The following is a 26,040-nucleotide window of genomic DNA, read 5'->3' as shown; positions in this document are numbered from 1 at the left end:
TAAAATAATGGAAAATGTACTTCACAATGAAGAATTTACAATACCCGTCTTAATTTAACGTGTATGTCTCGCCCATACTGAACTTTGTTTGCAGCGTTAACACTGTTTCCAGTAGTACGTCTGCTCCTTTCGCACAATCTTCAAATGTTGTTTCCTCTTCCTCACAATGACTCTTACCATTAATACTTGGTACAAAAATCATGGCTGAAGGTACGATACTTGCAATATATTGCGCATCATGTCCTGCTCCGCTAAACATTCGATGAGCACTATAGCCGAAGCTTTGACAAGCCCTTTCCACCTCATTACAAATCTTTGTATCAAAATAGACTGTTTCCCTACCCCACAGCTTAACTGGCTTAATGCTACAACCCATTTCTTCTGTAGGAAGATTATTCAGTATGTCCTCAACCTTTTGCATAATTTGTGGGTTTTGATGACGTGAATCAATCGTAAAAGTCACATTGTTTGGTATAACTGTATGAATATTTGGAGAAACATTCACTCGACCAAAGGTAAACACTAACTGTTCATCAATTTTTCCGAGCTCTTCATGTAAATGCGTCATGATTTTCGAAGTCACAATCATTGGATCTTGACGCATGGACATTGGAGTTGTCCCCGCGTGATTGGATTGACCTGTAACCGTAATTTCATAACAAACCATGCCTAATACACCTTCAACAACTCCTATTTCCAGTTGTTTCGCCTCTAAAACTGGTCCTTGCTCGATATGCAATTCAAGATAAGCAAGTGCTTCTTTTAAGCGATTTTCTTGATCCCCTTCATAGCCGCTTGCTTGCAGTGCTTCTTCGAAACTAGTGCCCTTTTTGTCGACAGATTGCAGCATCTTTTCTTTTTCAAATTTGGATGAGATGACGCCAGAGCTCATCATTGCTGGATCAAAACGAGCACCTTCTTCATTCGTAAAATTAACAATCATTAACGGTATATCTAGCTCAATCTCGTTTTCCTTTAACGTTCTAATTGCCTCTATGGCTGTTAAAATGCCCAACACACCATCAAATTTCCCACCCTTTTCAACGGAATCTAAATGCGATCCCATGACAATTGGCGGGACATCCTTTTTCCCAGGTAGAATGGCATAAATATTGCCCATATCATCGACTTTAATATCCATCCCTAATTCTTCACAACACTCACAAAAATAGTTTCTTGCTAAAACATCTTCATTCGAAAGAGACAAACGGGTTACGCCACCATTTTCAGTAGCACCAAATTGACTAAATTGTTCAATTAACTCTTGCAATCGTCTACTATTACACTTATACATATGCAAGTCCTCTCTTTCACAGTAGTTAATACACATTCTATAAGAGATAAAAATTATGAGATATGGATAGCAAACTAAAAAAATATGTGCATCCGCACATAATATATGGTAAGTTATGTTCATAATAAGGGGGGAAAAAATGGGGACGATTCGCAAAATTGTAGAGGGAGTTCAATTCCCAATGCTAACATTAGTAGCTGGACAAAGCGGAACATATCGAAGAGTTACAGGGATTAACGTAGTAGAGAGCATCGATTTAATTATGTTTTGTAGACCTAATGAATTAGTTGTGACTACAGGTATTAATTTATCTTCACAAGGAGACTTAGAGCAGCTTGTTAAACTAGCTTTCTCTAAAAAAGTAGCAGGTTTCATTATTAATACTGGTCCATATATTCCGGAAATACCAGAATCAGTCATCACATTTGCCAACAAACATGATTTCCCTATTTTTCAAATGCCATGGAGTTTTCGAATAGCAGATCTATTAAGAACAACATTTCAATTTATTTCCAACCACCATCAAGAGCTTTCCATCGAAGAAAAGATTCTCTACAACTTACTTTTTCACTACAAACAAAACGCCCACTATATTAAAGATCAATTAACACATTTAGGTTTTCCACAAGGTAGTGAGTTTGCCATCATTTCATGCACAACAAATGGTGCACAAGCTAGTATTGACCGTTATGAGGTCATGATTCAATTTGCATTTCAAAATAGATATAAACGCTTCTTAAAACTAAAGCATAAAAATCACCTCATCTTTTTAATCGACAGAGCACAAATCAATACACCAAATACTCCCTTCTCAAAAATCGTTGAAGAAATATACGACAAAATAACGCAAAAAAATGGTTACTTGGATATTATCATTGGTAAAGGGAATTATCATAAAGAACTTGAAAATGTTCGCAAAAGCTATGATGAATCATTAACAGTAATCCAATTAGCAAAACTTCATAACAACCGTTTCCTATACAAATATAAAGAAATTGGTGCCTATAAAATAATAATGGCCGTGCAAAATCAAACATTAATCAAATCCTATAATCAAGACATCTTGGGTCAGCTTTACCGCTATGATGAATTGCATAACACAGATTATGTACAATTTTTACGCATTTTTCTCGAGGAAAATGGTAGTACTAGCAAGATTAGCGAACGCCAATTTATTCATCGCAACACAGTCCTTTATAAACTAAAAAAAATAGAAACACTATTAGATATGGACTTAAGTAACCCATTTACAAAAACAAATCTCTATATCGCATTTTTGATTGAAGATGTGTTGACGCATCAATAAACGTAATTATATCTATCTGAATTTTCGATTAATAGATTCACCTTCTAAATTACTTTATGCATTCATATAAAGTACAAATGGGTCGACTTTGCATTTTGTTGCCTCATATAAATGAATGTTAGCAAAACTAATTGTTTAGGAGGATTGAATCTTAGTGGCAAATTTAACAGGTCAAAACTGGCAAGTCAAAGATGAGCAATATGTTTGGCATGCTATGAAGCCCTATAATCCGAATGCAACGATGATTGTTGAAAAGTCAAAAGGAGCTTGGATTACAGACATTGGTGGGAAACGATACCTCGATGCAATGTCTGGTTTATGGTGCGTAAATGTTGGTTATGGACGTGAGGAAATTGCAAAAGTGGCTTATGAGCAATTACTAGAAAATACGTATACACCTTTATCGGTAGGTCATATACCTGCCATCCAATTAAGTGAAAAAATTAGTGAACTTCTAGGCGATGATTATGTCGTATTTTTCTCAAATAGTGGCTCTGAAGCAAATGAAGTTGCGTTTAAAATTGCACGACAATATCATCAGCAAAAGGGCAATGCTAGCCGCACAAAAATTATCTCTCGTTATCGTGCGTACCATGGTAGCTCTATGGGCGCATTAGCTGCAACGGGACAAGCTCAGCGCAAATATAAATATGAACCATTTGCTCCAGGATTTATTCATGTTTCGCCACCTGACTCTTATCGTGCTAATGAAGATCATATCAAAAATAACAATCCGACTTCATTACCATCTGTGCAGGCCATCGACAATGTGATGACTTGGGAGATGGCAGATACTATTGCCGCTGTTATTATGGAACCTATTATTACAGGCGGTGGTGTCATTATGCCACATGAAAATTATTTACGAGGAGTAAAAGCTGTCTGTGAAAAACATGGTGCCTTGCTAATTGTCGATGAGGTAATTTGTGGTTTTGGACGTACTGGAAAGGCATTTGGCTTCCAAAACTATGGGATTCAACCGGATATTGTGACAATGGCAAAAGGCTTAACGAGCGCTTATATGCCTCTATCTGCCACAGCTGTACGACGTGAACTTTATGAGGCGTTTGCAGGTAGCGAGGAGTATGACTTTTTCCGTCATGTCAACACGTTTGGTGGCTCTCCAGCAGCCTGTGCGGTTGCATTGAAAAACATTGAAATTATGGAACGGGAAAATCTATTTACACGCTCTGCGGAAGTGGGATCTCTTCTTCTATCTGAATTACAAGCGCAGTTAAAAGATCACCCATATGTAGGTAACATTCGTGGCAAGGGCTTATTAATAGGCGTTGAGCTTGTAAGCGATAAAAATAGTAAGGCGCCACTTGATATAGCTGATGTCAACAAGGTGATTAGCTTATGTAAAGATCAGGGATTAATTATCGGCAAAAATGGAGTCACTGTTGCGGGCTTTAACAATATCCTAACACTGTCTCCTCCACTGATTATCTCTTCGGATGAAAAAGATTTTATTGTGGAGAAATTTACGACTGCGTTAAACACACTTCTACAACAGCCATAAAATGAACTAATAATCAGTGGGGTTTTTTCTTCCCCACTGATTATTAGCCTTCACCAATCGGGTAAACGCAGGCCTTAGAAGTTGCTTAATAAATATGTCTAACTTTTTTGGGTCAGATCAATGGTCACCCGTTTTTTTGAGGGAAAATCAGTAATCGTTCTTGTTTTGTGAATCCTTTTTTTCCACTTTTTTCACTTCAGTTGTTTTTATTTCAATAAAATCCGCTTCTTCCCCAGCCTCCATACCATAGCTAGGATTTCGGTCTATACGAGTATAAGGATCCAGGTCAGTTGTATCAAGATCTTCATCCTCATCAAATCGCATAACAAGAATCGGTAACGATATTAGTCCAGCTAACCCAATGAATGCATAAATCCATCGCGACAATACCGCGGTTTGTCCACCAAACAAATAGGCGACTATATCAAATCCAAAGAATCCAATGAATCCCCAGTTGATTGCTCCAATGATGACCAACACTAAAGCGATTCTATAAACTACGCTCATGTTTACACCTCCTTCATTTGTAAATACGAAGCCAGTATACAGGTCCATTTTTCACATGTATAAAGCGTTCGATTTGCAGAAAAACCTGTCATAACAAGTGATAAAACTACAAACACTTATTGTAATTAAATTGCCCATTTTGACGGTCTTATTTTTTGCAATAACCGCTTTTTTATACAAAAGGCTGACTAGGCTAAGTCTTACTACAAACAAAGGAAATGTTAGTGAATCACAGATATTGAGCCGCTCTTTAATGACTCATCACCGTAGCATTAGCTGATTGCCGTTCCGACTTGGCACATTTCCTATAGACTATCGCTTTTCCGCTAAATATAGTTCATTAAATTCCTTTATTTTTGACATGATGATGCCTCCATATTGTTGATGAGCCATCATATTTTAAGAAATAAACATCCATTTCGTCCTCATTCTTGTTCTTATGGTCTTTGCGAATTCTTTTGTTAACAACTATCGTAATTTTTTCAAATATTATTTATATTATCAGAAAAAACCCTAATTATAGAATATAAGTGTGATATATTTACATAATACTCTATTTTTGGCTCATCGCCGAAAGTTGTGGGTGACATTTGTTAAGACGTATGCCTTGTATATAAGTTGATTGGAGTGGAGACTGGGCGACTCCTTGGGGATCAGCGTCAGAGGAACGAAGGCTAAGAGCATCACATCCTGTGATAACACCTTCGTGACCAACATCGTGTTGGCCCAAGCGGCTCATCGGACGCCCCCAGGAAGCTTTGCTCTGTGCGAAAGCGAAGCGTCAGCAAATGTTTTATCTGTGCGAAAGCGTAGCGACAGCAACAAATGTTTTATCTGTGCGAAAGTGCAACGACAGCAACAACAAAGCGCCCAGTCGGAACGGAAATCAACCACACGTTATGGTGATGAGCCCTATTTTTAGAGTACCTTATTAAACCTTTCCATCAACACGCTTACTAAAAACTGAAGGAGAGGGAGTAGGATAGGAGAAAGAATGAATGATGAAAAATAAAATTAAAAAAATCAACTTGTTATTTTATTTTTTTATCGTACTTATATTTACTTTTACACAATTCAACTTAACATGTCATGCTGCAGAACAATCAGAACCTATAATATTGGGTAAGCATTATGATATTTTTCGTGACCCGTCAAAAAAAATTACGATAGAAGATATATTAAGTGGTACATATGACAATTCCTTTGTCGCTAGTAAAGACAACTATTTATCTTTTGGGCATACGAATGATACGATTTGGCTACGCTTAGATGCCGATGAAATATTAAAGGATAAACAGGAGTCTTACTGGATAGAGGTAACAGACAAATTAGATAGCATTGAAATGTTTTTAGTGAAAGAAGATGGCTCCTATAGTGTTCAAAAGCGAGGCATATCAAATATTGATGAACAAAAAATTCATTTTCGTTCTAATTTATTTGAAATCGAAGATCCAACCGCCAAAGAAATTTATATAAAATTAGATGGACAATTACCATTAAATACAATTTCTTATCTTTTCACAACGGATAGCTTTGCCAATAAGATTATTGACTATAAATTTTTAACAGGGATTTTTTATGGATTCTTAACCGCATTATTAATCTACAATTTATTTCTATTTTTTTCGTTAAAAGAAAAAGCTTACTTTTACTATGTTTTGTATATGTTTAGTTTTATTCTCTATCAAGCTACTTTGAATTCTTTAGATATTGAACTAGTAGGACAACTTTTGCCTAAATGGTTGTTTATCAAATCCGCAGCCATAAGTGGCCATATATTATTTTTATTTATGATTCTATTTAGTAAAGAGTTTCTAGAACTAAAAAAATACTTACCTCGATTCCACAAAATAGGAAATATACTATTAGGGATCACTATATTTTCTTTAATTACTTCATTTATCATCCCTGATGTTACGATTGTAAATAATTTCACAAGTATTTTTGCTGTAGTTGTCTTTATTTTCCTTTGGTTATCAGGAATATTTGTGTGGTTAAAAGGCCACAAAATGGCTAGATTTTATATAGTCGGTTGGACTGTTCTGCTTGGTTCCATCATTGTACAAGCATTCGCTTTTTTAAGTATTATTCCTTTCCATCCAATTATATTTGAGGCTGTTCCTGCAGTGGGTGCTATTGTCGAAGCTATATTTTTGTCATTAGCCTTAGGCGATAAAATCAATATAATAAAAAAAGAGCATCAGGAAATGCAACAATTGCTCACTGAAACGCTCGAACATAAAGTCAAAGAACGAACACAAGAGCTAGAAAGTGCAAAACTTGACCTTGAAAAATTAGCAAATACAGATCGTCTTACTCAAATCCCTAATCGTGTAAGGTTAGACTATGTGTTAGCGGAAGCTATAGAACATGCCCAACATCATGACGCTCCGTTCTCTATAATTCTACTAGATATTGATTATTTTAAAGAAGTAAATGATGAGTTCGGCCATCAAGTAGGCGACTTAGTTTTAATAAACGTAGCCGAGATCCTGCAAAATACGATTCGACCGCAAGATACAATTGGAAGATGGGGTGGTGAGGAATTTTTAGTTATTTGCCCACAAACTACACTAGATGATGCTGTTAAGCTTTCTGAAAAGCTTCGTCAACAATTAGAAAATCATCAATTCCCTGTCGTGCACCGAAAAACTAGTAGCTTTGGTGTAACTAGCTATGTAGATGGTGATACACTAAATACTTTATTATTTAGATGTGATAAAGCTTTATATCAAGCAAAAGAACAAGGCAGAAATTGTGTTGAATTTTTAATAGATGATGTCCCTGTCTCTATCAAATAAAGACGCGTCAAAGACAGTAATTTTGTCTTGACGCTTTTTGCTTTTCGCTCCTCTCCCTGCACTCTTTGGCCAACCGTTACTTTTTAGCTAGATTCTATTCTACGAAAAACCCCTTTTAGCAGTTTTGCCAAAAGGGGTTCCATCTATTTCTGCCAATTATTCAGTTCCTTTAACAACTCAGGTAGCTGCAATTTCTTTACAGCAATCGGTGGTAATGCCTTGATAAACTCCTTACCGTACGACTTTGTTGAAATGCGGCGGTCTAAAACTATAAAGGCTCCTTTATCTTGTGATGAACGGATCAAACGACCAAAGCCTTGTTTAAAACGCATGATGGCTTCCGGTAATGATAACTCATTGAAGGAATTAAGACCTTGAGCAGTAAGATGTTTCGCTCGCGCCTTAAATACAGGCTCTTCTGGCGAAGAAAACGGTAAACGAACAACAATAACCGATGCCAGTGCGTCACCTGGAACGTCCACACCTTCCCAAAAGCTGTTTGTACCAAAGAGTACCGAATGGCTAAACTTTTGGAATGATTTCAGAATTCGCATACGGCTACCACCCGTAACGCCTTGTGCAAAAAGCATATAGTCATCCAGGAGTTCACTATCTTGAATAAGCTCTACAGTTTTGCGAAGCATGTCCTGCGCCGTAAATAATACGAAACAACGTCCTTCAGTCATCCGCACCGTACGGGTAATGGCTTGGGCAACCGCTTCAATATATTCATCCTGTGACACATGTTGAATATCAGGCATGTCCGTGACAATAAATGCTTTCGCTCCTGCATAATAGGCTGGTGGTGCTTGAAGCTTTATTACTTGCACACGATCAGAAATACCAAGCTGACGGGTCACAAAACGTTCATTGCCCGGCACAGTTAAAGTCCCTGAAGTCCAAACAATACTTGCCTGCTTACGAAGTGGTGCAAGTACTTTTTCGATAATAGGCGTGACATAAACAGGCTTTTTAAAGACATGCAAGCTTCCAGGAACACTCCGTAAATCAAATTCTAGCCACACTGAATTATCATCTTGTTGCGATAGGAAAATTTCCTCCCACTCAGCGATTTTCACCTTCAATTCACGGATCCAATAATGCCATTCTGATAATATATAGAGCTCGTTTTTATCTAATTGCTCAATATTATTTTCAAAGGTATGACCTACCTCTGTCGCAAGATCAAGCCACTGCTGTGTGAGCTTACTCACTTGCAAAAGCGGTTCTTTTGCTAACGATACATCCTCTAAAAACAAAGTCCTTTTGCTACTAGCTTGTTTCCCTTTTATTTGTTGCTGCATTTTTTGCACAGCTCGCTGAATTGTTTCATCGAATGTCCGTTGTAGGCGTATCAATTGTGCATCTAGTCGTTGTAAACTTTGCATAGGAACACGTTGTTTTTTCTTAGCTGCCTGACTGAATTGTTGGAATAAAGCCGTTTCCTCCATCGTTCCGATTTGGCCGAAAATATACTTCCACTGCGTATAAGAGAATACAATTTCGTCTTGTTGCATGGCGGATTGTACAAATTGATGTGCTTCATCAATAATCCATCCATCGATTTGTGTAAAAATCGGAGTTTGGCGGACTAAATCACTGAGCACCATAGAATGATTGGTCACAATACAATCGGCAAATTCACTATTTTTTAACGCTTGCTCATAGAAATCAAAGCCCCTTGAAGGTTTTTCATCAGGCATTTTGCGGATTTTCTCTAAAAATAACTGTCCGCCACCAGAAACATTGAGCTCACTTAACACACCTGTTTCTGTTTTAGTAAGCCAAACGAGAATCTGTAAAATCGTAAAGGTATCGTCATAGGATTCATCTGCATATGCCATACATTGCTCAAAACGTGTAAGGTCAATATAGTGCTGCATGCCCTTTAGAACAGCAATATTTACTTTAGTGCCAAGGATTTTTTCGATCTTGGGTAGCTCTTCTTCAACAAGCTGCTCCTGCAAGTGTGACGTATATGTGCTAATCGCAATTTTTTTATCGACTGCTCGAGCATACAAAATCGCAGGAAGTAAATAGCCTGCTGTTTTACCAATACCTGTTGAAGCCTCAATAACGCACTCTCTTTTGTCATTTAACGCCTGCCAAATAGTGTCCATCATCTCGAATTGTGCAGGTCGTTGCTCAAAATTCGGCATCGCCTTTGTCATTAATGATACTTTGTCAGCTGCCGTTTGTGGGTACGCTACAATCTCTGCATTATTTGTATACTTTTTTCGTCCATCACAAACAGCCAAATTGCGGTAATAGGAGACATTTTCATTAGTAGTGACATGCTGTCGTTTAATTTGAAGCGCCTCGAAGAACAGCTGGGATAAATTTGATTTTAATCTGAATGAACGTTTATGCATTTGTTCAAGCGTTAGCTGTGGGAGACTGAGTAGCTCCTTCCAGCAACGTATAAAGAGCTCAGCTGTTGCACGGGCATCATCGTCTGCTCGGTGTGCATTTGTTAGCTCTATATTTAAATCAGCCGCTAAATCACCTAGCTTAAAGCTGAGTGACATCGGGAACAATATTTTGGCAAGCTCAACCGTGTCCATCTTATTACCCTGCCATTTCGGTAAACCAGCACGCTTGAATTCTGCTTGTAAAAAAGATAAGTCGAAATCCGCATTATGCGCGACAAATACACAGTCAGCAAGTAATTCATATATGTAGTCGGCATGTGCCTCGAACGGCAAGGCATCCTTTACATCCTCATCCGTAATATGCGTTAAATCCTGAATAAAAGTTGGAATGGATTTACCTGGATAAATAAACTTCGTAAAGGTGCGCTCAATTTTCCAATCTTTCATAATAACAATTGCTATTTGAATCATTCGGTCCCCATTTGCCGGTGAATGACCAGTCGTCTCCAAATCTACAATTGCATACTTTTGACTTTCCATCATACATCTCAACTCACAGTTCACATTAGATAGATGAATTTTAACATATATTTGGCTTAGCGGCACCCCTTCGCCTTTTAGACAGCACATAAAAAAAAGCATGTACAATTTGTACATGCTTTCTCATTATTACATCACCGTTGCTTCTGGCTCATAGGATATCATTTCTTTAATCGTATTACCTTCTCCCATAATTGCAACCGTAGGCTTATGATCTTTTGCCTCTTCGTTGTCTACATACACATAAGATATAATAATCACAATATCTCCACATTGTACTAGACGTGCTGCTGCACCGTTCACACAAATAACGCCTGATCCACGCTCCCCTGCAATAATGTAGGTTTCAAAGCGTGCCCCATTGTTGTTATTGACGATATGCACCTTTTCATTCGGGAGCATACCTATTGCATCTAAAATATCCTCATCTATCGTGATCGATCCAACGTAATTTAAATCTGCTTGTGTCACTGTAGCACGGTGGATTTTACTATTCATCATCATTCGCAACATATTATAATCCTTCTTTCACATTAAAGATACAATTATCAATTAAACGAGTTTTACCCATATATACAGCCGCTGCTAACAGTACTTGCTCCGTTTCAGCCGTTATTGGTGTTAAGTCTGGATACGCTAATAGCTCAAAATAATCTATTTCTCCGTGTGTACGTGCTGCAATGTGATTCTTTGCTTTAGCAAGTGCATTCACTGCATCACCATTCGCTAAAAAGCTGTGACGAGCAAGCTGCAGTGCTTCATTAATTGCTGGTGCCTCTTTACGCTCTACTTCACTTAAATAGACATTACGAGAAGATTTGGCTAAGCCGTCCTCTTCACGCACAATTGGCACTACTCGCATGTCCAAAGGGAAATTAAAATCGCGTACCATCGTAGCAATAATAGCAACTTGTTGTGCATCCTTTTGGCCGAAATAAGCTCGTGTCGGCTGTGTTAGATGAAATAATTTTGATACAACCTGTAAAACGCCATCAAAATGGCCTGGACGGCTCGCCCCGCAAAGGATTGTTGCTTGTTCACCCGCATGGATACGAATACCGCCATCGTGAGGATACATTTCTTCAACACATGGTGCGAAAACAATATCTACACCAACAGACTCTGCCAAAGCAGTATCTCGTGGCAAATCACGCGGATAGCTTTCAAAGTCTTCATTTGGCCCAAATTGTGTTGGGTTTACAAAGATACTCATAACGACTAAGTCATTTTCAGAACGAGCTGTTTTTGCTAGCGTTAAATGGCCCTCATGTAAATAGCCCATTGTTGGCACGAGTCCAATTGTTTTTTGAGCTTGCTTCGCTGCTTGGATTTCCACATGTAATGCTTGTATTGTAGTTACGACTTGCATTATTTTACGCCCCCATATAGCTGATCCAATGCTTCCTCTTTCATCGTGAAGGAATGCTTCGGTGCTGGGAATGTGCCTGCTTTTACCGCTTCTACGTAACTAGCAATTCCACTGCTTGCTTCTCGGCCCATATTAGCAAACTGTTCCACAAATTTCGGTACATGGTGTGAACCGTAGCTTAGCATGTCATGATAAACCAATACTTGTCCATCAGCCTCAACACCGGCACCAATGCCAATCGTTGGAATGATAAGATTAGCAGATACCATTTCTGTTAACTGATGTGGAATACATTCTAAAACAACTGCACAAGCACCAGCCTCTTGGCATTGTTTCGCATCTTCGATAAGCTTCGTTGCCTGCTCAGCTGTTTTGCCCTGTACTTTGTAGCCACCGAGCACACCTGCCGATTGTGGTAATAAACCTAAATGTGCTACCACGGGAATACCAGCTGACGTTAATTTACGAATTGCTGATAGAACATCGTCTGCACCCTCTAACTTTAGTGCATCTGCTCCTGTTTCTTGCATCATGGTTACAGCCGTTTTCAACGTTTCGTTTACATCACCGTGATACGAACCAAATGGCATATCAACAACAACAAATGTGTCCTTTGCTCCGCGCCTTACTGCTTTTGCATGATGAACCATGTCCGCTACTGTTACTGGCATTGTAGAGTCATAACCTAGTACAACCATCCCTAGTGAATCTCCCACTAGAATCATATCGACGCCTGCATCCTCGGCAAATTTTGCAGCAGGGTAATCATAGGCAGTGAGCATAACGATTTTCTCACCTGCTGCCTTCATCTTTAAAAAATCTGAAGTTGTTTTCATTGTGTAGTCCTCCTTTTTTAAGGGAAGAAAACAGAAAAACCCCTCTGCACCTAAAATGGACAGAAGGGTAGTGTTTCGTTCGTCATCAAAAATACCTCTTGTCTTGAATTTTGATAAGAGGCCGTATCTTGATTTTTCATAGGCATACACAATCCAATATCTTTGAGAGCATAGCCTATTCCATTGAATCAAGTACTATTTTTGAACGCTTGTTTTCTTCCGTCCCTGTCTTTAAAAGATCAAGGCAGATATTTATTGTAAATGGTCTTACGTTTTTGAAGGTGCCGTTCACAAAAGGATACTGCCCTTCAGCACATACTATAACAGATTCCTCTACTAATCTTCAAATATTATTTTCTAATAAATGACGCCTATTATTTTATTGTTCATTAAAAAAGTATCAAAAAATTGGTTTTTGTTACTATTTTAAAGACATTATCGTCACGTTTAATTTCCGGCGCGTACTTATTGATAAAATTTGACAATCAATACTATACGTCGTATACTATCACCATACTATACAGCATATAATATGAACTCTTGTATAGGTAATGAAATGTGAGGTGAGAAAAGATGACATTTCAGCTTGGCTCAGCTTTACTTGACGCTTGTGTGCTCGCCATCGTCGAAAAAGAGGATGCTTATGGCTACTCATTAACACAGCAAGTACAATCTGTGATGGATATATCAGAATCTACGCTGTATCCAGTATTACGTCGTTTACAAAAAGCAAACTACTTAGCAACTTACGATCAGCCCTATCAAGGCAGAAATAGACGCTATTACCAAATTACCGAGCAAGGTCGAATTCGATTATTGGAGCTATTAAAAGAGTGGCAACTGTATAAAGAAAATATTGATTGTGTACTTTTAGGAGGGAAATATAATGAATAGAGCAAGCTATTTGAAAAAGCTACGGGGGAAATTACAACGTCTTCCAGCGCATGAGATTGATGCTGCGCTTGCCTATTATGAGGAATATTTCGATGAAGCAGGGGAAGAAAACGAGCAGCAGGTCATTCAACAACTAGGCTCCCCTTCTCATGTTGCATCACAAATAATGGCGGACTCTGCATTAAGGGATTTAGATGAAACCTCGACTTCGACTAAGAAGAATGTGACTGCTATTTGGCTCATCATTCTAGCAATATTATCTGCCCCACTTTCAATACCGTTATTGGCAGTTGCTATAGCACTTATTTTTTCATTTGGTGTAGTCATTTTCAGCGTTGTCTTTGCTATTATTGCAACTGTACTTAGTATCATTTTCGGTGGAATCGTTGCACTTATTTCAGGCATCTTCATTTTAACGGAGGACTGGCCGACAGCATTACTCTTTATGGGTGTTGGCTTTATTGTTACAGGTTTAGGCATCTTACTGTTCCCAGTCGTTGCTCGTTTTATTAAAAAAATAGTCGTTATTTGTGTTGAAGCACTAGCTAGACTATTCCATAAAATAACGAAAAAGCGGAAGGAGGGTTACTAATGATGTCTCGACATACACATATCGCTATGACTATGATTGCTTTTGGCATACTGTTAGCGCTAGTTGGTTATTTCTCTGGTGGAAAATGGAGTTTTGTGTTAACTGATGAAGGCATCCAGGTACCCAAGAACAATAATCTAGTAAAAAATTCTTATGAACTAGATGATTTTACTAGCATCAATATTGTCAATGACTATGGAGATGTTGAAATTGTTACTAGCGATCGTTATGCATTAGAAATGAATGTTGTGGAAGATGATGATATTACGTACAGTATTAAAGATAAAACATTAACTATCGAAACGAAGGGTAAGAAAAAAAATGAACTACAATTAGGGTTTGGTAGCTTTAATACTCCTTCCATCACAATCTACGTACCTGCAGATGTAAAATTGAATACCGTTGTCCTTAATAGTAATTTTGGGGATACTACCATTCATGATCTGAATTATCAGCAATTAAATCTGACAGGAGATTATGGAGATATAATACTTAAAAACACTACTGGTGATAAAACAGAGATTACTCAATCGTTTGGTGATATGAAGCTACAGCAATTTTCAAGTAATGGCTTCGTTGTCGAAAGTGAGAATGGTGATATTAACATCGATGGTACATTAAATGGACAATCTTCTATTACGTCTAACTTTGGAGATACTACACTTGACTTGCAAAACAAAAAAAGTGAAATTGGCTATGAATTAAACACGGACTTTGGGGATCTTACAGTTGATAAGAAAGAACAAGACGGCAATGTATCACAAGAATATAAAGGGGATCACCAACTAAAAGCAACAATTTCACATGGTGACTTAGAGTTAACGTTGAAATAAAATGAGCATCGGCAATTTAGATGATAGTAGCGGTTGTTCGTCGGTTGGACTCTTATTTGCGCCGCTAAAGTCGGGGTTTCCGCCGCTTGGACTCGCTTTTGCGCCGCTAAAAACCGTTGCTCCGCCGCTTGGACCCGCTTTTGCGCCGCTAAAAACCGTTGCTCCGCCGCTTGGACCCGCTTTTGCGCCGCTAAAAACCGTTGCTCCGCCGGTTGTGCTCGCTTTTGCGCCGCTAAAAACTCTTACTATAAATTGCATCGAACACAAAAGAAAGCTGCAAGATTCATAATGATTCTTGCAGCTTTTGGTTTATAAAATTTTTATATCTCCAGCGTAAATTGTTCGGACTGTGCCATCATCTTGAATCAGCTGTAGTACACCTTCATCCGTAACTCCATTGGCAATGCCTTCAAAGCGTCCACGTAAAGTTGTCACTTCAACACGTTGCCCAATGGTACATGACATTTGTTCCCATAGCTTTTTAATGCTAGCAAAGCCCTCTTTCACGTATAGTTCCGTAAATTGTTCTAAGTATTGTAAAATAGATGCGACAAGGGCTGCGCGATTAATTTCTTCACCCGCTTCTAAGCGTAAAGATGTTGCAATATTCGCAATCTCAGGTGAGAAATCTGATTCGACTTGGTTTGCATTAATACCGATGCCTACTAGTAGTGCTTGAACAAGATCTGCCTCAGCCTGCATCTCCGTTAAAATACCTGTGCATTTCTTGCCTTTAATGAGTAAATCATTGGGCCATTTAATGGCTGGCTCAACATGTTTATATAATGTTTTAATAGCCATTGTAACCGCAACTGCTACGACAAGCGTATACGATGAAGCTTGCTGAGGACTCACATCCGGCCTCACGATAATGGTCATCCAAATACCTGTACCTTTTGCAGACTCCCAAGGACGCGCCATACGACCACGACCAGCAGTTTGCTCCTCACCGATGATGATCGTGCCATGTGGTGCACCTTCCTGTGCAAGCTTATGGGCAATTGTTTGTGTTGAATCAACAACATCAAAATAGTGAATTTCACGCCCAAATCGTTCTGTATTTAAAAAAAGCTCAATTTGTGTTGGACTTAAGCTATTTGGCACACCCGTAAGTACATAGCCTTTTTTCTTTACGGTTTCAAATGTATAGCCTTCCTCCTGTAACGTCTGCATATGTTTCCATACAGCTGTTCGTGATACGCCAAGAGAATCTGCTAGCTCCTGACCTGAAACTGCTTCACCATTAGCAGCTAATATTCTTTTTAAAATTTCATCCTTCATGGAAATACTCATGCTCAAATCAATCCTTTAGTAAGTTCTACTATTCTCATCCTCTTATTAGTAATAATCATACTGTAAATTATGACAATTGACTACAAGCTATCATCAAATATCTTTCAGCTACCAATTATTCACTTTTCACCTATATTGCGTCAGATCGTTTTCTCTTTTATTAGGTCCTTTATGCGTAAAAGTCCACTCAATAATATGGTCGGTTATTCTGTCAAATCAATTTCGCACTGAAGTCTTTCAATCGCCCTTATTAGTTCACCTTCAACTGTATCTGCCTGCTCACTATTTGGAACATAATTTCCCCAAATATATTTAGCTTCTTCAAAGTACTTCATAACAACCCCCATAAAGATTCTTTAATCGGTTTCCAATCAGGATTTCTTTTATCTTCAATTCTGGGCTTTCTAACATGATGACTAAATTGCTCTTCTGAGACACCCAAACGAAAATAATTTGCTTGTGCCTCTACCAAAGAGATTTTATTAGCCCCTTCTTCATCTATATTTACTTTCTGAAAAGGATCATCCTCCCAAAAACAAATTGGACAGATGTCGTAATGGCCATCGCTATCAATTGTTTTATATCCACAACACGGACAAGGATATTTCATATAATCACCAGACTTTCAACTCTATTTTAACATTACATCGAAAGATAAAGTTCCGTTAAAGGCTCGCTGAGTAGAACCAACTTTGTTACTAAGGTTAAATGCACAGAGAGAAGTGTATTTGTTTTTACTCTTAGTTAGTTTTGTTCCATCTACTAACATGTTGTGCTGTTTATATTTGGCGAAAAAATAGAGCATCCATTAATAAGGAGCCGTCTCATGCATTTTTTGAGACGGCTCCTTGTCATACAGAAATTTTCATTCTTTGTTGAAATATTCATGTGCGATCCAATTCTTTATCGCTTGTCGGTCATTTTGAAGCTCGCCATTCACAACCGCTTCAAGCATTGCCTGCAACGCTTCTTTTACCCAAGGTCCACCCTTTTTTCCAGACCATTTTAACAAGTCCGTACCGTTTACAAGTAACGCCTGCTTATGCCTAATTGGAAGATTTGTCTGTATTTCCTGAATACTTTGCTGTGGCATTTGAACATCTAACTGTCTAAGCTCTGCAAAATAACAAGCTACCTCTAGTTCCTGTTGTGCATACAAAAAGTAATCCATATTCGTCCAGCCATTTTTTAAAGCTTCTAAAGCAGCTAAAACAGCTTTTACAAACGCCATTTCCTTATTCGATAAACGATAGCTGCCTAGCACCTCTCGCCATTGCTCACCCTGTAACAATGCAAAATATGCCCAGCCTAATAGCTTGTCCTGAACGTTAAACTCACGCCAGTGATCAGCTTGAAAATGACCATTCAAATAGGCTGCTAAACCACTTTCCTCTAACTTTTGAATGCCATTAAAAACATCTTTCCCTATCCATAGCTTATCGAGCTCTGCCTTTATGCGCTCTTTCGCAATCCAAGAAATATCCGCAGCCTTGATCTGCATTGCTGCCAACGTTTCTGATTCAATCACAAAACCAAGCTGTGCTGAAAAACGCACAGCTCGTAGCATTCGTAAAGCGTCTTCTGTAAAGCGTCTCTGTGCATTTCCAACAGCACGGATGACACCAGCCTCAATATCTTGGCGCCCTCCGTAATAATCAATAAAAGTACCATCACGGCGCATCGCTATGGCGTTCATCGTAAAATCACGGCGCTGTAAATCTTCTTTCAGCGAACGTACAAATTGCACTTCCTCTGGTCTACGATGATCAATATAATCTCCATCTGTGCGATATGTCGTGACCTCCACAGGTCCAGCTGGCACGATTACAAGTACCGTTCCATGCTGAATTCCTACATCAACCGTATGATTAAAAACAGACTTTACCTCTTCTGGCATGGCATTTGTTGCAACATCTACATCGTGGGCAGGACGACCGAGTATCGCATCTCGTACCGCACCACCAACGACCACGGCTTCAAAGCCTGCGTTTTCAAGTTGTTCAATAACTGAATAGGCTGCTTGCCATTCTTTATTGTTTTGCATGATTTCTTTCAGCAACCTTTTCGTACAATTTTTCATATTGTTCTACAATTTTAGATGAGTGGAATTTTTCATCAACAGCACGGATAGCCGCTTCTCGGAACCGTTGCAATTTCTCTTCATCATTCAATAGATTCACTGCATATTCTGCCACTGCATCTGTATCTCCTAATTCCACAATATAGCCGTCTACTTCGTGATCAATGACTTCTGGAATACCGCCAACAGCTGCTCCAATACAAGGTACACCACAAGCCATTGCTTCAAGTAAGACTAGCCCGAATGATTCCTGCTGTGAAAGTAGTAATTTAAGGTCACTTATAGCATACAATTCAGCCAAGTTTTCTTGTTTACCTAAAAATAGAACATCTTTCATATAGGGACTTTCCTTTACTTGATCCATGACACGATGCTTTTCTGGACCATCACCTACAAGCAATAGCTTTACCTTCATGTTTTCACGAATTTTCATAAAGGCGTCAATAATATGCGGAAGATTCTTAATTTTACGGAAGTTAGATACGTGAATAATCACTTTTTCATCTTCCTCAATTCCAAATTGTTCCTTTAAGATTCCTGGATTGCGTGGGAAGTATTCACGTTCATCAACAAAGTTGTAAATCGTAGTTATTGGTTTTACTGTATCAATAAGCTCGTATGTTTGTTGCTTTAATGCCTCTGACACTGTCGTAACAATATCAGATTTGTTAATGCCATACTTAATCGCCTGTGAAAGGGTAGAATCCTGCCCAAGCACCGAAATATCTGTACCATGTAACGTTGTGACAATACCAATGTCACGACCACTCATTTCTCGTGCTAAAACCGCACAAACAGCATGTGGTATTGCATAATGTACATGAAGCACATCTAGTTCTTCATCCTTAATCACGTCCGCCATTTTACTCGCTAATGCTATATCATATGGCGAATATTGAAATACTGAATAATTATTAACTTCTACTTCATGGAAAAAGACGGTTGGATAAATTTTGTTCAATCGAAATGGTACGCTTGAGGTGATGAAATGAATTTCGTGTCCTCTCTCTGCAAGCATTTTTCCTAATTCTGTTGCAATTACACCAGAGCCTCCAACTGTTGGATAACAGGTAATGCCGATTTTTAGCTTTCTCATTCGATTATCATCCTTTCTAAATCACGTCTTTTGTTAATTTCGTCTTTCTTGAATCAATCTCCAATCCACAAAGCCTTCCTGTAGGCCCTTAAGTAATATTTCTGCCGTTCCCATATTTGTGGCCAGTGGCACTTGGTAAACATCACAAAGACGAATAAGTGCAGAAACATCTGGCTCATGTGGTTGTGCTGTTAAAGGATCACGGAAAAAAATGACCATGTCCATATCATTATTGGCAATCATTGCGCCAATTTGTTGGTCGCCACCAAGTGGACCTGAGCAAAAACGTGTTACTGCTAAACCTGTAGCTTCAATCACACGCTGCCCCGTTGTACCTGTAGCAAACAGCGTATGCTCATTTAGTATATCTCGGTAAGCAATAGCAAACTGTACTAAATTATCTTTTTTGCGATCATGTGCAATTAATGCGATTTTCATAATGCTTCCATCCCAATCTTTAGATGATGTTTTCTAAACCATATACTAGTTGATCCATTTTCATGACCTCTTCTACACAAAAAGCAACACCGGACATAAAAGAATTACGATTTAATGAATCATGGCGAATTGTTAATAGTTGCCCGTCTCCACCAAATAGCACTTGCTGGTGTGCTACTAAACCAGGTAAGCGAACAGAGTGAATGCGCATGCCATCAAATTCTGCCCCTCTTGCACCTTCAATTGTTTCTTTTTCTTCTGGATGTCCTTGCATTTTTGTTGCTCGCACCTCTTGAATCAATTGTGCTGTTTTAACAGCTGTCCCAGATGGTGCATCTAACTTTTGATCATGGTGCAATTCAATAATTTCAACATCAGGTAAATATTTTGCTGCTTCCTTGGCAAATTTCATCATTAGAATTGCTCCGATTGCAAAGTTTGGTGCAATAATGCAGCCTAAGTCTTTTTCTTTAGCAATTGCTGATAATTCTTCTAGTTGTGCATCTGTAAAGCCTGTTGTACCAATTACAGGTCGTACATTTAAATTCAAGGCCTCTTTAGTATGCTTATAGACTGCATGCGGGTTCGTTAAATCCACTAATACGTCTGGTGCAGTTGCTTCTACAAGATCATGCATATCTGTAAAAATTGGTGCTGTATAACTTGCTGGAAACATTTCTAAATCAGCTAATGTTTTTCCTACTTCCTTATAATCAAGTACAGCTACTAATTCCATTTTGTCATGTTTCATGATCGTATGTACAGCTTCAGCTCCCATTTTACCTCTAGGTCCTGCTATTGCTACACGAATCGACATTATTCTTCATCCTTTCTAGTCCAGCGACCTTTATCCCTTGTTTCGAATTTATGTATGACACGTAAAAGTGCTTCATCTAATTTAATACCTTGTGCATTTGCAAAGCAAACTAAAACAAAGAAAAAGTCACCCAATTCTTCTTCGATACTATTCGCTTCCTCTGTGCTCTTTTTCTTCTTTTGCCCGTAAACGTCCTGCACTTCGCGAGACAATTCACCAAGCTCTTCGGTTAAACGTGCCAGTAACTCGAATGGTGGGAAATAGCCTTCCTTAAATTGTCCAATATAATCATCAACACGCTGTTGTAAAGCTTGCATTGTCACTTGTTCAGTCATCAAAATCACACTCCTACATACCATCGTATAAAATTTACACCATTGTTGTCAAAAACAATAAAATGTCAGATAATAGATATCACTACTTCATTTGTTTGAAACTTCAGGAGGTCATATGCTAAAACAGATTAAAATCCGCAATATCATCGCAATAATGCTCGGTGCTGCCATTTTTAGCTTTGGATTTGTCCACTTCAACATGCAAAATCAACTTGGTGAAGGTGGCTTAAGTGGGATTACACTCATACTTTACTTTACACTAGGCTGGGACCCTGCCTTAATGAATTTACTATTAAATATTCCAATGTTTATTATTGGTTATCGCTTACTTGGGAAAAAATCATTTATTTATACGCTTGTCGGAACTTTATCTGTTTCCGTTTTCCTTAAAATTTTTCAAAAATATCAATTTACTATTCATTTAGAGGACGATTTGTTACTCGTTGCTCTTTTTGCTGGGGTTTTTGTAGGACTTGGGCTCGGTATCGTCTTTCGCTTCGGAGGTACAACTGGTGGTGTAGATATTTTGGCTCGTCTTGGGCATAAATATTTTGGATGGAGTATGGGTAAAACGATGTTCATCTTTGACGCTGTCGTCATTATCTTATCATGGCTAACGTTTTTAGATGCACGCTCGATGATGTATACCCTTGTTGCAGTCTTTGTGGGCGCGCGTGTCATTGATTTAGTTCAAGAAGGAGCATATGCAGCACGTGGAGCACTTATTATTTCTGAAAAGTCTAGCGCGATTGCTGAGATGATTGCATTACGAATGGAACGTGGTATCACTATACTAGAAGGTCATGGTCATTTTACAAAGCAACAAAAAGAAGTTATTTATTGTGTAATTGGTCACAATGAAGTTGTACGCTTAAAATCTATTGTTCATGAGGTTGATCCACATGCTTTCGTATCTATAATAGAAGTACGAGATGTTGCAGGAGAAGGGTTTACCCTCGACGACCAAAAACAACCGCTCCATTAATATGCCTCACCACCAAAAGTTGTGAATGACATTTGTTAAAACGTATGCCTTATATATAAGTTGAGCGGAGACTGGGCGACTCCTTGGGGATCCGCGTCATAGAGCATTTCAGTAAAACCATAGTTTAACGGATGAAAAAACTTGCTATAGTGACATACCACTACAACAAGTTTTTTCATTAGTCGTCATTTCGCATATTTGTAAAGATTAATACTAGACGTAATAATTCTAATACAGCTACTGCTGCTGCGGCAACATATGTTAATGCTGCGGCACTTAATACTTTTCGTGCTGGACGCTCTTCTTCATTTGTAATAATTCCCAAAGAATTCATTTGTACTAACGCACGCTTTGAAGCATCAAACTCAACTGGTAACGTTACTAATTGGAAAAGCACACCTGCTGCTAACAATATGATACCTAAAAGCAACATATTCGTACTACTTGCAAAAATACCAATCATAACAAAGATCCATGACATATTTGATGAAATATTTGCTGCTGGAACTAACTTACTACGTAATGTAAGCATTGAATAAGCTTCTTTATGTTGGATGGCATGGCCAACCTCGTGGGCAGCAACTGCAGCACCTGCAATACTAGCCTCATAGAAGTTACTCTCCGATAGAGCAACTGTTTTTGTCGCCGGATTATAGTGATCAGACAACACACCTTGCGTTGGAACAACTCGTACATCATATAAACCGTTCGCATCTAAAATCGCACGCGCTACCTCTGCACCTGTTTGTCCCTTCATTGTACGTTCTTTTGCAAACTTATTATACGTGCCCTTTACTTTCATCTGTGCATAAAGTGGCAGTAGCATAATAATTGCAAAGTAAACAATATACATGCTTGTTGACAATTTTCTAACCCCTTTCTACCTCTATACTATAATTCTATAATCAATTACTTAATTCGGCAAATATTTACGCCACCTAATTGAGAAGATGGCTAGAAAAATGCATGCAATTGATAACCAAAAAGTAAAATAGCCAATATAATTTGTATACTCTGCTAGATCACGATACATTGGCATTTGTCCAAATACATAATCAATCACATCATTATGTAATGTCCATACCGCTGCCACGGCAACATGCCAATATGAAAAGACATATTTACCGATATAAAGGATTGCTTGGACAGCCATCGCAAAATGCGAGCCTACCAGCATCCAGCCCTGCCAACCGATCGATCCAGTTTCAATCAGTGTCCAAATATTCATGACATCAGCCCAGATCCCATACTTCACTAGTGTAACAAGTGCTAGCACTTCCATCAGCGGCCAACTTTTGCCCAAAATCCACGCTAACAATACAAAGCAAAAGAATAAACTGGCTGTCGGACTATCTGGCACAAAAATATAAAAAATCGGCTCCGTGTTGGCAAGTTGCCCTCCATACCAATAATATCCGTAAATAGTTCCTAATAGATTGATAATGAGTAATAATATTAAGAATGACTTATGCGTAAGGAGATACCAGATGTTTGCACGAGTAATTTGCATGATTAAAACTCCTTTATTTTCCGTCTTTACTAAGATGTCTTTTTTTATTTTTATTATGTATAAATATTCTTTTTTTATTGTTTTATTAATGCCAAAAAACTGGCTCATCACCATAACGTGTGGTTGATTTCCGTTCCGACTGGGCGCTTTGTTGCTGTCGCTTCGCTTTCGCACAGATAAAACATATGCCGCTGACGCTTCGCTTTCGCGCAGAGCAGAGCTTCCTGGGGGCGTCCGATGAGCCGCTTGGGCCAACACGATGTTGGTCACGAAGGCGTTATCACAGGACGTGATGCTCTTAGCCTTCGTTCCCCTCTCGCTGATCCCCAAGGAGTCGCCCAGCCTCCACTCCAATCAACTAATATACAGCGCATATATTAAAAAAAAATGTCATCCACAACTTTTGGTGATGAACCAAAAAACTACAAGCTAGATCATTTCTAGTTCATCTGACCGTCTTTTTCGACATTTTCCCCAAAAAAATATTATTTTTCGGGAACCATTTTGATGCAGGAACAGTCACATTATTATAGAAGTAGAAAAAAAGAGCCAGTTTCCTGACTCTTTTATACTAAGCTTATTCTTTAGCCTTTAAGCTCGCAATAAATTCAGCTAATTGCTTCGCTTCTTCATCTGTACCTTGGAATTGACCAGGTGGCATTCCGCCGCGACCATTATGGATAACATCTTCAACTTCTTCAGCTGTTAGTTTATTACCAACTAATGCTGGAGCAGCTGGGCCACCTTTTAAGTCAGCAGCATGACAGCCAATACAAGATTTAGCTTGTTCACCAGTGTCACCATTCCAAATTGCAAATCCAGGAAGTGATTCATCAATATCAACTTCAACTTCTTCTACAATTGCACCCATAGCTTTTTGAGCTTCCCAGTCATGGTTAACAACTGACTCCCATGTTAAGTAGAACATAGCAGCCAAAGTTAATAACATAAACGCTGTCGGTAACGGGCGTTTAGATGGACGGCGTTCTGGACCTTTGTCTAAAAATGGCATTAATAATAGCGCTGAAAATGCTAGACCTGGAATTACAATTGCTCCAATAACATTGTATGGACCAGAAGCATAAGTGTATTTTAATAATTGATACATGAATAAGAAATACCAGTCCGGTAATGGCACGTATGCTCTTGTTGGATCAGCTGGCCCTTCAAGTGGTGATGGATGAGCTACTGTTAATAATAAATAAGCAATTAAAAATACCGCACCAACCATCCATTCTTTTAGTAAGAAGTTCGGCCAGAAAGCTTCCGTCTTACCTGGATATTCGGAATAATCCTTTGGAACGTTCGGCATTCTATGATTCGCTTTAATACGAGAATCACCAACAAATTTCATTCCTTTTCCGCGATGCATTATGTCCCCTCCTTTAAAAAATCATCGAACCGTCAAGACTATTACAACGGTCCTGAAATTCCTTGACGACGAATCATGATAAAGTGTGCTGCAAGTAACCCAAACAATACTGCAGGTAAGAAGAATACATGAATCGCAAAGAATCGTGTTAACGTTTGAGCACCAAGAATAGTTGAGTCACCCGCTAATAAGATTTTAATATACTCACCGATAAACGGTACAGATGCAGCAATTTCGATACCTACTTTTGTAGCGAATAATGCTTTCATATCCCATGGTAATAAGTATCCTGTAAAACCAAGACCCATCATTACACCAAAAATACCTACACCAACCATCCAGTTTAATTCACGAGGTTTCTTATAAGAACCTGTAAAGAATACACGAAGAGTATGTAAGAACATCATTACGATTACTAATGAAGCTCCCCAGTGGTGCATACCGCGTACGATTTCACCGAATGCTACTTCGTTTTGTAAATAATAAACTGATTTCCAAGCATTCACTACGTCTGGTACATAGTACATTGTTAAAAACATACCAGAAAGTATTTGAATTACTGTGATAAAGAACGTTAATCCTCCGAAACAGTAAACGAATGCTGAAAAATGATGTGCAGGGTTCACGTGCTCTGGCACTTCGTGGTCGGCTATATCACGCCAAATAGGTGTAATATCTAAGCGTTCATCGACCCAATCATAAATTTTATTTAGCACTGTTTTGTACCCCCTTACTTAACTAGAGTATTTGCTTTAGTTGGACCAAGCGATAAGTAACCGTCTTCTTCTTTAACTTCATATTCATCCAATGGACCTAAAGGCGGTGTGCCTGCTACGTTTTTACCATTTTTCTCGTAACGTCCAGCGTGACAAGGACAGAAGAATTGATCTGGGTGTGCAGAATCTTCTCCCCAGTTCACCATGCATCCTAAATGCTTACAAACAGGAGACAACGCAACTATTTGATCGCCATCTTTGAAAACCCAAGCTACGTTTGTTACTTCTGATTTGTACCATGCGTCAACTTGTTCAAATTTTAAGTCAACTTTAACTGGTTTGTCAGTAATATCAGCGATTTTATGTTCTGTCTTTATAAAATCCCCACCATCATGCTTTTGTAATACTGGGTCAATTGCAAAACGAACCATCGGCATCAGCATACCTGCCGCCATAAAGCCACCTACACCAGTTAGTGTATAGCTTAGGAATTGACGACGTGAAACTCGATTATTACTCATTTTTTTCCCCC

General features: G+C 38.6%; 28 protein-coding genes. 8 read left to right on the top strand and 20 right to left on the bottom strand.

Annotated features, from left to right (window positions below):
* Positions 1–49: 49 nt before the first annotated feature.
* On the bottom strand, positions 50–1,294 hold the full coding sequence (locus ACVWXS_RS08380) for an allantoate amidohydrolase (protein WP_456957547.1): 1,245 nt from the start codon (positions 1,292–1,294) through the stop codon (positions 50–52).
* A 139-nt stretch (positions 1,295–1,433) separates the two neighbouring features.
* On the opposite strand from ACVWXS_RS08380, the gene ACVWXS_RS08375 reads away from it, so the two are divergent.
* Both ACVWXS_RS08375 and ACVWXS_RS08370 read left to right on the top strand, forming a co-directional pair.
* Positions 1,434–2,600, top strand: coding sequence for a PucR family transcriptional regulator (locus ACVWXS_RS08375; protein ID WP_456957545.1), 1,167 nt, complete (start codon positions 1,434–1,436; stop codon positions 2,598–2,600).
* A 148-nt stretch (positions 2,601–2,748) separates the two neighbouring features.
* Positions 2,749–4,122 carry an aminotransferase gene (locus ACVWXS_RS08370; protein WP_456957663.1) on the top strand — a complete coding sequence of 458 codons (1,374 nt, stop codon included), beginning with the start codon at positions 2,749–2,751 and terminating at the stop codon, positions 4,120–4,122.
* Positions 4,123–4,269: 147 nt separating this feature from the next.
* Here ACVWXS_RS08370 and ACVWXS_RS08365 read toward each other — a convergent pair whose 3' ends face one another.
* Positions 4,270–4,629: a DUF378 domain-containing protein gene (locus ACVWXS_RS08365; protein ID WP_456957543.1), complete on the bottom strand. Its 360-nt coding sequence runs from the start codon at positions 4,627–4,629 to the stop codon at positions 4,270–4,272.
* Positions 4,630–5,251: 622 nt separating this feature from the next.
* Between ACVWXS_RS08365 and ACVWXS_RS08360 the strand changes: the two genes are divergently transcribed.
* Positions 5,252–5,551 (top strand): hypothetical protein, encoded by a 300-nt coding sequence (locus ACVWXS_RS08360; protein ID WP_456957541.1) that lies wholly within the window; start codon positions 5,252–5,254, stop codon positions 5,549–5,551.
* A 76-nt stretch (positions 5,552–5,627) separates the two neighbouring features.
* Complete coding sequence (locus ACVWXS_RS08355) at positions 5,628–7,430, top strand: sensor domain-containing diguanylate cyclase (protein WP_456957539.1); 1,803 nt, start codon at positions 5,628–5,630, stop codon at positions 7,428–7,430.
* Positions 7,431–7,573: 143 nt separating this feature from the next.
* On the opposite strand, the gene dinG is transcribed toward ACVWXS_RS08355, so the two are convergent.
* The 4 genes from dinG to panB all read right to left on the bottom strand — a co-directional run bounded on the left by dinG (position 7,574) and on the right by panB (position 12,547).
* On the bottom strand, positions 7,574–10,345 hold the full coding sequence (gene dinG / locus ACVWXS_RS08350; RefSeq protein WP_456957537.1) for an ATP-dependent DNA helicase DinG: 2,772 nt from the start codon (positions 10,343–10,345) through the stop codon (positions 7,574–7,576).
* 126 nt (positions 10,346–10,471) lie between these two features.
* Positions 10,472–10,855, bottom strand: coding sequence for an aspartate 1-decarboxylase (panD, locus tag ACVWXS_RS08345; protein ID WP_456957535.1), 384 nt, complete (start codon positions 10,853–10,855; stop codon positions 10,472–10,474).
* A 1-nt stretch (position 10,856) separates the two neighbouring features.
* Positions 10,857–11,711: a pantoate--beta-alanine ligase gene (gene panC, locus ACVWXS_RS08340; RefSeq protein ID WP_456957533.1), complete on the bottom strand. Its 855-nt coding sequence runs from the start codon at positions 11,709–11,711 to the stop codon at positions 10,857–10,859.
* On the bottom strand, positions 11,711–12,547 hold the full coding sequence (panB, locus tag ACVWXS_RS08335) for a 3-methyl-2-oxobutanoate hydroxymethyltransferase (RefSeq protein WP_456957531.1): 837 nt from the start codon (positions 12,545–12,547) through the stop codon (positions 11,711–11,713). Before panB ends, panC begins: the two co-directional genes overlap by 1 nt.
* 573 nt (positions 12,548–13,120) lie before the next feature.
* Between panB and ACVWXS_RS08330 the strand changes: the two genes are divergently transcribed.
* Genes ACVWXS_RS08330 through ACVWXS_RS08320 form a run of 3 tightly spaced genes read left to right on the top strand, consistent with a single transcriptional unit; the run spans position 13,121 to position 14,866 of the window.
* Complete coding sequence (locus ACVWXS_RS08330; RefSeq protein ID WP_456957529.1) at positions 13,121–13,441, top strand: PadR family transcriptional regulator; 321 nt, start codon at positions 13,121–13,123, stop codon at positions 13,439–13,441.
* Positions 13,434–14,033, top strand: coding sequence for a DUF1700 domain-containing protein (locus tag ACVWXS_RS08325; protein WP_456957527.1), 600 nt, complete (start codon positions 13,434–13,436; stop codon positions 14,031–14,033). Before ACVWXS_RS08330 ends, ACVWXS_RS08325 begins: the two co-directional genes overlap by 8 nt.
* Entirely contained in the window at positions 14,033–14,866 is an 834-nt protein-coding gene (locus tag ACVWXS_RS08320) for a DUF4097 family beta strand repeat-containing protein (protein ID WP_456957525.1), read from the top strand. Before ACVWXS_RS08325 ends, ACVWXS_RS08320 begins: the two co-directional genes overlap by 1 nt.
* Here ACVWXS_RS08320 and ACVWXS_RS08315 read toward each other — a convergent pair.
* From ACVWXS_RS08315 to ACVWXS_RS08275, 9 genes are all read right to left on the bottom strand, one after another.
* The gene (locus ACVWXS_RS08315) at positions 14,852–15,124 is read right to left on the bottom strand and encodes a hypothetical protein (RefSeq protein WP_456957523.1); all 273 of its coding nucleotides are present in this window, start codon (positions 15,122–15,124) and stop codon (positions 14,852–14,854) included. The genes ACVWXS_RS08320 and ACVWXS_RS08315 overlap by 15 nt on opposite strands.
* 51 nt (positions 15,125–15,175) lie before the next feature.
* Positions 15,176–16,159 carry a biotin--[acetyl-CoA-carboxylase] ligase gene (locus ACVWXS_RS08310; protein WP_456957521.1) on the bottom strand — a complete coding sequence of 328 codons (984 nt, stop codon included), beginning with the start codon at positions 16,157–16,159 and terminating at the stop codon, positions 15,176–15,178.
* 203 nt (positions 16,160–16,362) lie between these two features.
* Positions 16,363–16,494 (bottom strand): hypothetical protein, encoded by a 132-nt coding sequence (locus ACVWXS_RS08305; RefSeq protein ID WP_374967480.1) that lies wholly within the window; start codon positions 16,492–16,494, stop codon positions 16,363–16,365.
* Positions 16,491–16,769 carry a CPCC family cysteine-rich protein gene (locus ACVWXS_RS08300; protein WP_427420250.1) on the bottom strand — a complete coding sequence of 93 codons (279 nt, stop codon included), beginning with the start codon at positions 16,767–16,769 and terminating at the stop codon, positions 16,491–16,493. Before ACVWXS_RS08300 ends, ACVWXS_RS08305 begins: the two co-directional genes overlap by 4 nt.
* Positions 16,770–17,024: 255 nt before the next feature.
* A complete protein-coding gene (locus ACVWXS_RS08295) occupies positions 17,025–18,203 on the bottom strand; it encodes a CCA tRNA nucleotidyltransferase (RefSeq protein ID WP_456957518.1) in 1,179 nt (392 codons plus the stop codon).
* Positions 18,190–19,335, bottom strand: a complete 1,146-nt coding sequence (gene bshA / locus ACVWXS_RS08290) for an N-acetyl-alpha-D-glucosaminyl L-malate synthase BshA (RefSeq protein WP_402984961.1) — start codon at positions 19,333–19,335, stop codon at positions 18,190–18,192. The genes ACVWXS_RS08295 and bshA overlap by 14 nt, the downstream gene beginning before the upstream one ends.
* A gap of 33 nt (positions 19,336–19,368) precedes the next feature.
* A complete protein-coding gene (gene mgsA, locus ACVWXS_RS08285) occupies positions 19,369–19,773 on the bottom strand; it encodes a methylglyoxal synthase (protein ID WP_068982826.1) in 405 nt (134 codons plus the stop codon).
* A 19-nt stretch (positions 19,774–19,792) separates the two neighbouring features.
* Positions 19,793–20,590, bottom strand: coding sequence for a 4-hydroxy-tetrahydrodipicolinate reductase (gene dapB / locus ACVWXS_RS08280; RefSeq protein ID WP_368637954.1), 798 nt, complete (start codon positions 20,588–20,590; stop codon positions 19,793–19,795).
* Positions 20,590–20,925 carry a nucleotide pyrophosphohydrolase gene (locus ACVWXS_RS08275; protein ID WP_053593555.1) on the bottom strand — a complete coding sequence of 112 codons (336 nt, stop codon included), beginning with the start codon at positions 20,923–20,925 and terminating at the stop codon, positions 20,590–20,592. The genes dapB and ACVWXS_RS08275 overlap by 1 nt, the downstream gene beginning before the upstream one ends.
* A 115-nt stretch (positions 20,926–21,040) precedes the next feature.
* On the opposite strand from ACVWXS_RS08275, the gene ACVWXS_RS08270 reads away from it, so the two are divergent.
* Entirely contained in the window at positions 21,041–21,910 is an 870-nt protein-coding gene (locus tag ACVWXS_RS08270; RefSeq protein WP_368637955.1) for a YitT family protein, read from the top strand.
* Between the two features lie 178 nt (positions 21,911–22,088).
* Here the strand turns inward: ACVWXS_RS08270 and ACVWXS_RS08265 are convergent, their stop codons facing one another.
* The 5 genes from ACVWXS_RS08265 to ACVWXS_RS08245 all read right to left on the bottom strand — a co-directional run bounded on the left by ACVWXS_RS08265 (position 22,089) and on the right by ACVWXS_RS08245 (position 26,029).
* Positions 22,089–22,763 (bottom strand): zinc metallopeptidase, encoded by a 675-nt coding sequence (locus tag ACVWXS_RS08265; protein WP_068983475.1) that lies wholly within the window; start codon positions 22,761–22,763, stop codon positions 22,089–22,091.
* Positions 22,764–22,823: 60 nt separating this feature from the next.
* Positions 22,824–23,420 carry a lipoprotein heptaprenylglyceryl N-acetyltransferase LhaT gene (gene lhaT / locus ACVWXS_RS08260; RefSeq protein WP_423489353.1) on the bottom strand — a complete coding sequence of 199 codons (597 nt, stop codon included), beginning with the start codon at positions 23,418–23,420 and terminating at the stop codon, positions 22,824–22,826.
* A 577-nt stretch (positions 23,421–23,997) separates the two neighbouring features.
* Positions 23,998–24,792 (bottom strand): c-type cytochrome, encoded by a 795-nt coding sequence (locus ACVWXS_RS08255; RefSeq protein ID WP_456957514.1) that lies wholly within the window; start codon positions 24,790–24,792, stop codon positions 23,998–24,000.
* 41 nt (positions 24,793–24,833) lie between these two features.
* Complete coding sequence (gene qcrB, locus ACVWXS_RS08250; RefSeq protein WP_374967490.1) at positions 24,834–25,508, bottom strand: menaquinol-cytochrome c reductase cytochrome b subunit; 675 nt, start codon at positions 25,506–25,508, stop codon at positions 24,834–24,836.
* Positions 25,509–25,522: 14 nt separating this feature from the next.
* Positions 25,523–26,029, bottom strand: a complete 507-nt coding sequence (locus ACVWXS_RS08245) for a ubiquinol-cytochrome c reductase iron-sulfur subunit (protein ID WP_427420255.1) — start codon at positions 26,027–26,029, stop codon at positions 25,523–25,525.
* Positions 26,030–26,040 lie beyond the last annotated feature (11 nt).

The organism is Lysinibacillus sp. TE18511 (genome assembly GCF_054062295.1).
The sequence above is the reverse complement of the archived record's forward strand: the minus strand, read 5'-3'. Positions and strand labels throughout refer to the sequence as shown.

Coding starts and splice junctions, on each gene's coding strand:
- ACVWXS_RS08275 (WP_053593555.1), bottom strand. CDS start 20,925: ATGACTGAACAAGTGACAATGCAAGCTTTACAACAGCGTGTTGATGAT.
- ACVWXS_RS08320 (WP_456957525.1), top strand. CDS start 14,033: ATGATGTCTCGACATACACATATCGCTATGACTATGATTGCTTTTGGC.
- mgsA (WP_068982826.1), bottom strand. CDS start 19,773: ATGAAAATCGCATTAATTGCACATGATCGCAAAAAAGATAATTTAGTA.
- dinG (WP_456957537.1), bottom strand. CDS start 10,345: ATGATGGAAAGTCAAAAGTATGCAATTGTAGATTTGGAGACGACTGGT.
- ACVWXS_RS08305 (WP_374967480.1), bottom strand. CDS start 16,494: ATGAAGTACTTTGAAGAAGCTAAATATATTTGGGGAAATTATGTTCCA.
- ACVWXS_RS08365 (WP_456957543.1), bottom strand. CDS start 4,629: ATGAGCGTAGTTTATAGAATCGCTTTAGTGTTGGTCATCATTGGAGCA.
- panC (WP_456957533.1), bottom strand. CDS start 11,711: ATGCAAGTCGTAACTACAATACAAGCATTACATGTGGAAATCCAAGCA.
- ACVWXS_RS08265 (WP_068983475.1), bottom strand. CDS start 22,763: ATGTATATTGTTTACTTTGCAATTATTATGCTACTGCCACTTTATGCA.
- ACVWXS_RS08375 (WP_456957545.1), top strand. CDS start 1,434: ATGGGGACGATTCGCAAAATTGTAGAGGGAGTTCAATTCCCAATGCTA.
- ACVWXS_RS08310 (WP_456957521.1), bottom strand. CDS start 16,159: ATGAGTATTTCCATGAAGGATGAAATTTTAAAAAGAATATTAGCTGCT.
- ACVWXS_RS08255 (WP_456957514.1), bottom strand. CDS start 24,792: ATGCATCGCGGAAAAGGAATGAAATTTGTTGGTGATTCTCGTATTAAA.
- ACVWXS_RS08355 (WP_456957539.1), top strand. CDS start 5,628: ATGATGAAAAATAAAATTAAAAAAATCAACTTGTTATTTTATTTTTTT.
- panD (WP_456957535.1), bottom strand. CDS start 10,855: ATGTTGCGAATGATGATGAATAGTAAAATCCACCGTGCTACAGTGACA.
- ACVWXS_RS08315 (WP_456957523.1), bottom strand. CDS start 15,124: ATGCAATTTATAGTAAGAGTTTTTAGCGGCGCAAAAGCGAGCACAACC.
- panB (WP_456957531.1), bottom strand. CDS start 12,547: ATGAAAACAACTTCAGATTTTTTAAAGATGAAGGCAGCAGGTGAGAAA.
- dapB (WP_368637954.1), bottom strand. CDS start 20,590: ATGTCGATTCGTGTAGCAATAGCAGGACCTAGAGGTAAAATGGGAGCT.
- ACVWXS_RS08330 (WP_456957529.1), top strand. CDS start 13,121: ATGACATTTCAGCTTGGCTCAGCTTTACTTGACGCTTGTGTGCTCGCC.
- ACVWXS_RS08325 (WP_456957527.1), top strand. CDS start 13,434: ATGAATAGAGCAAGCTATTTGAAAAAGCTACGGGGGAAATTACAACGT.
- bshA (WP_402984961.1), bottom strand. CDS start 19,335: ATGAGAAAGCTAAAAATCGGCATTACCTGTTATCCAACAGTTGGAGGC.
- ACVWXS_RS08380 (WP_456957547.1), bottom strand. CDS start 1,294: ATGTATAAGTGTAATAGTAGACGATTGCAAGAGTTAATTGAACAATTT.
- lhaT (WP_423489353.1), bottom strand. CDS start 23,420: ATGCAAATTACTCGTGCAAACATCTGGTATCTCCTTACGCATAAGTCA.
- ACVWXS_RS08245 (WP_427420255.1), bottom strand. CDS start 26,029: ATGAGTAATAATCGAGTTTCACGTCGTCAATTCCTAAGCTATACACTA.
- ACVWXS_RS08270 (WP_368637955.1), top strand. CDS start 21,041: ATGCTAAAACAGATTAAAATCCGCAATATCATCGCAATAATGCTCGGT.
- ACVWXS_RS08295 (WP_456957518.1), bottom strand. CDS start 18,203: ATGCAAAACAATAAAGAATGGCAAGCAGCCTATTCAGTTATTGAACAA.
- ACVWXS_RS08300 (WP_427420250.1), bottom strand. CDS start 16,769: ATGAAATATCCTTGTCCGTGTTGTGGATATAAAACAATTGATAGCGAT.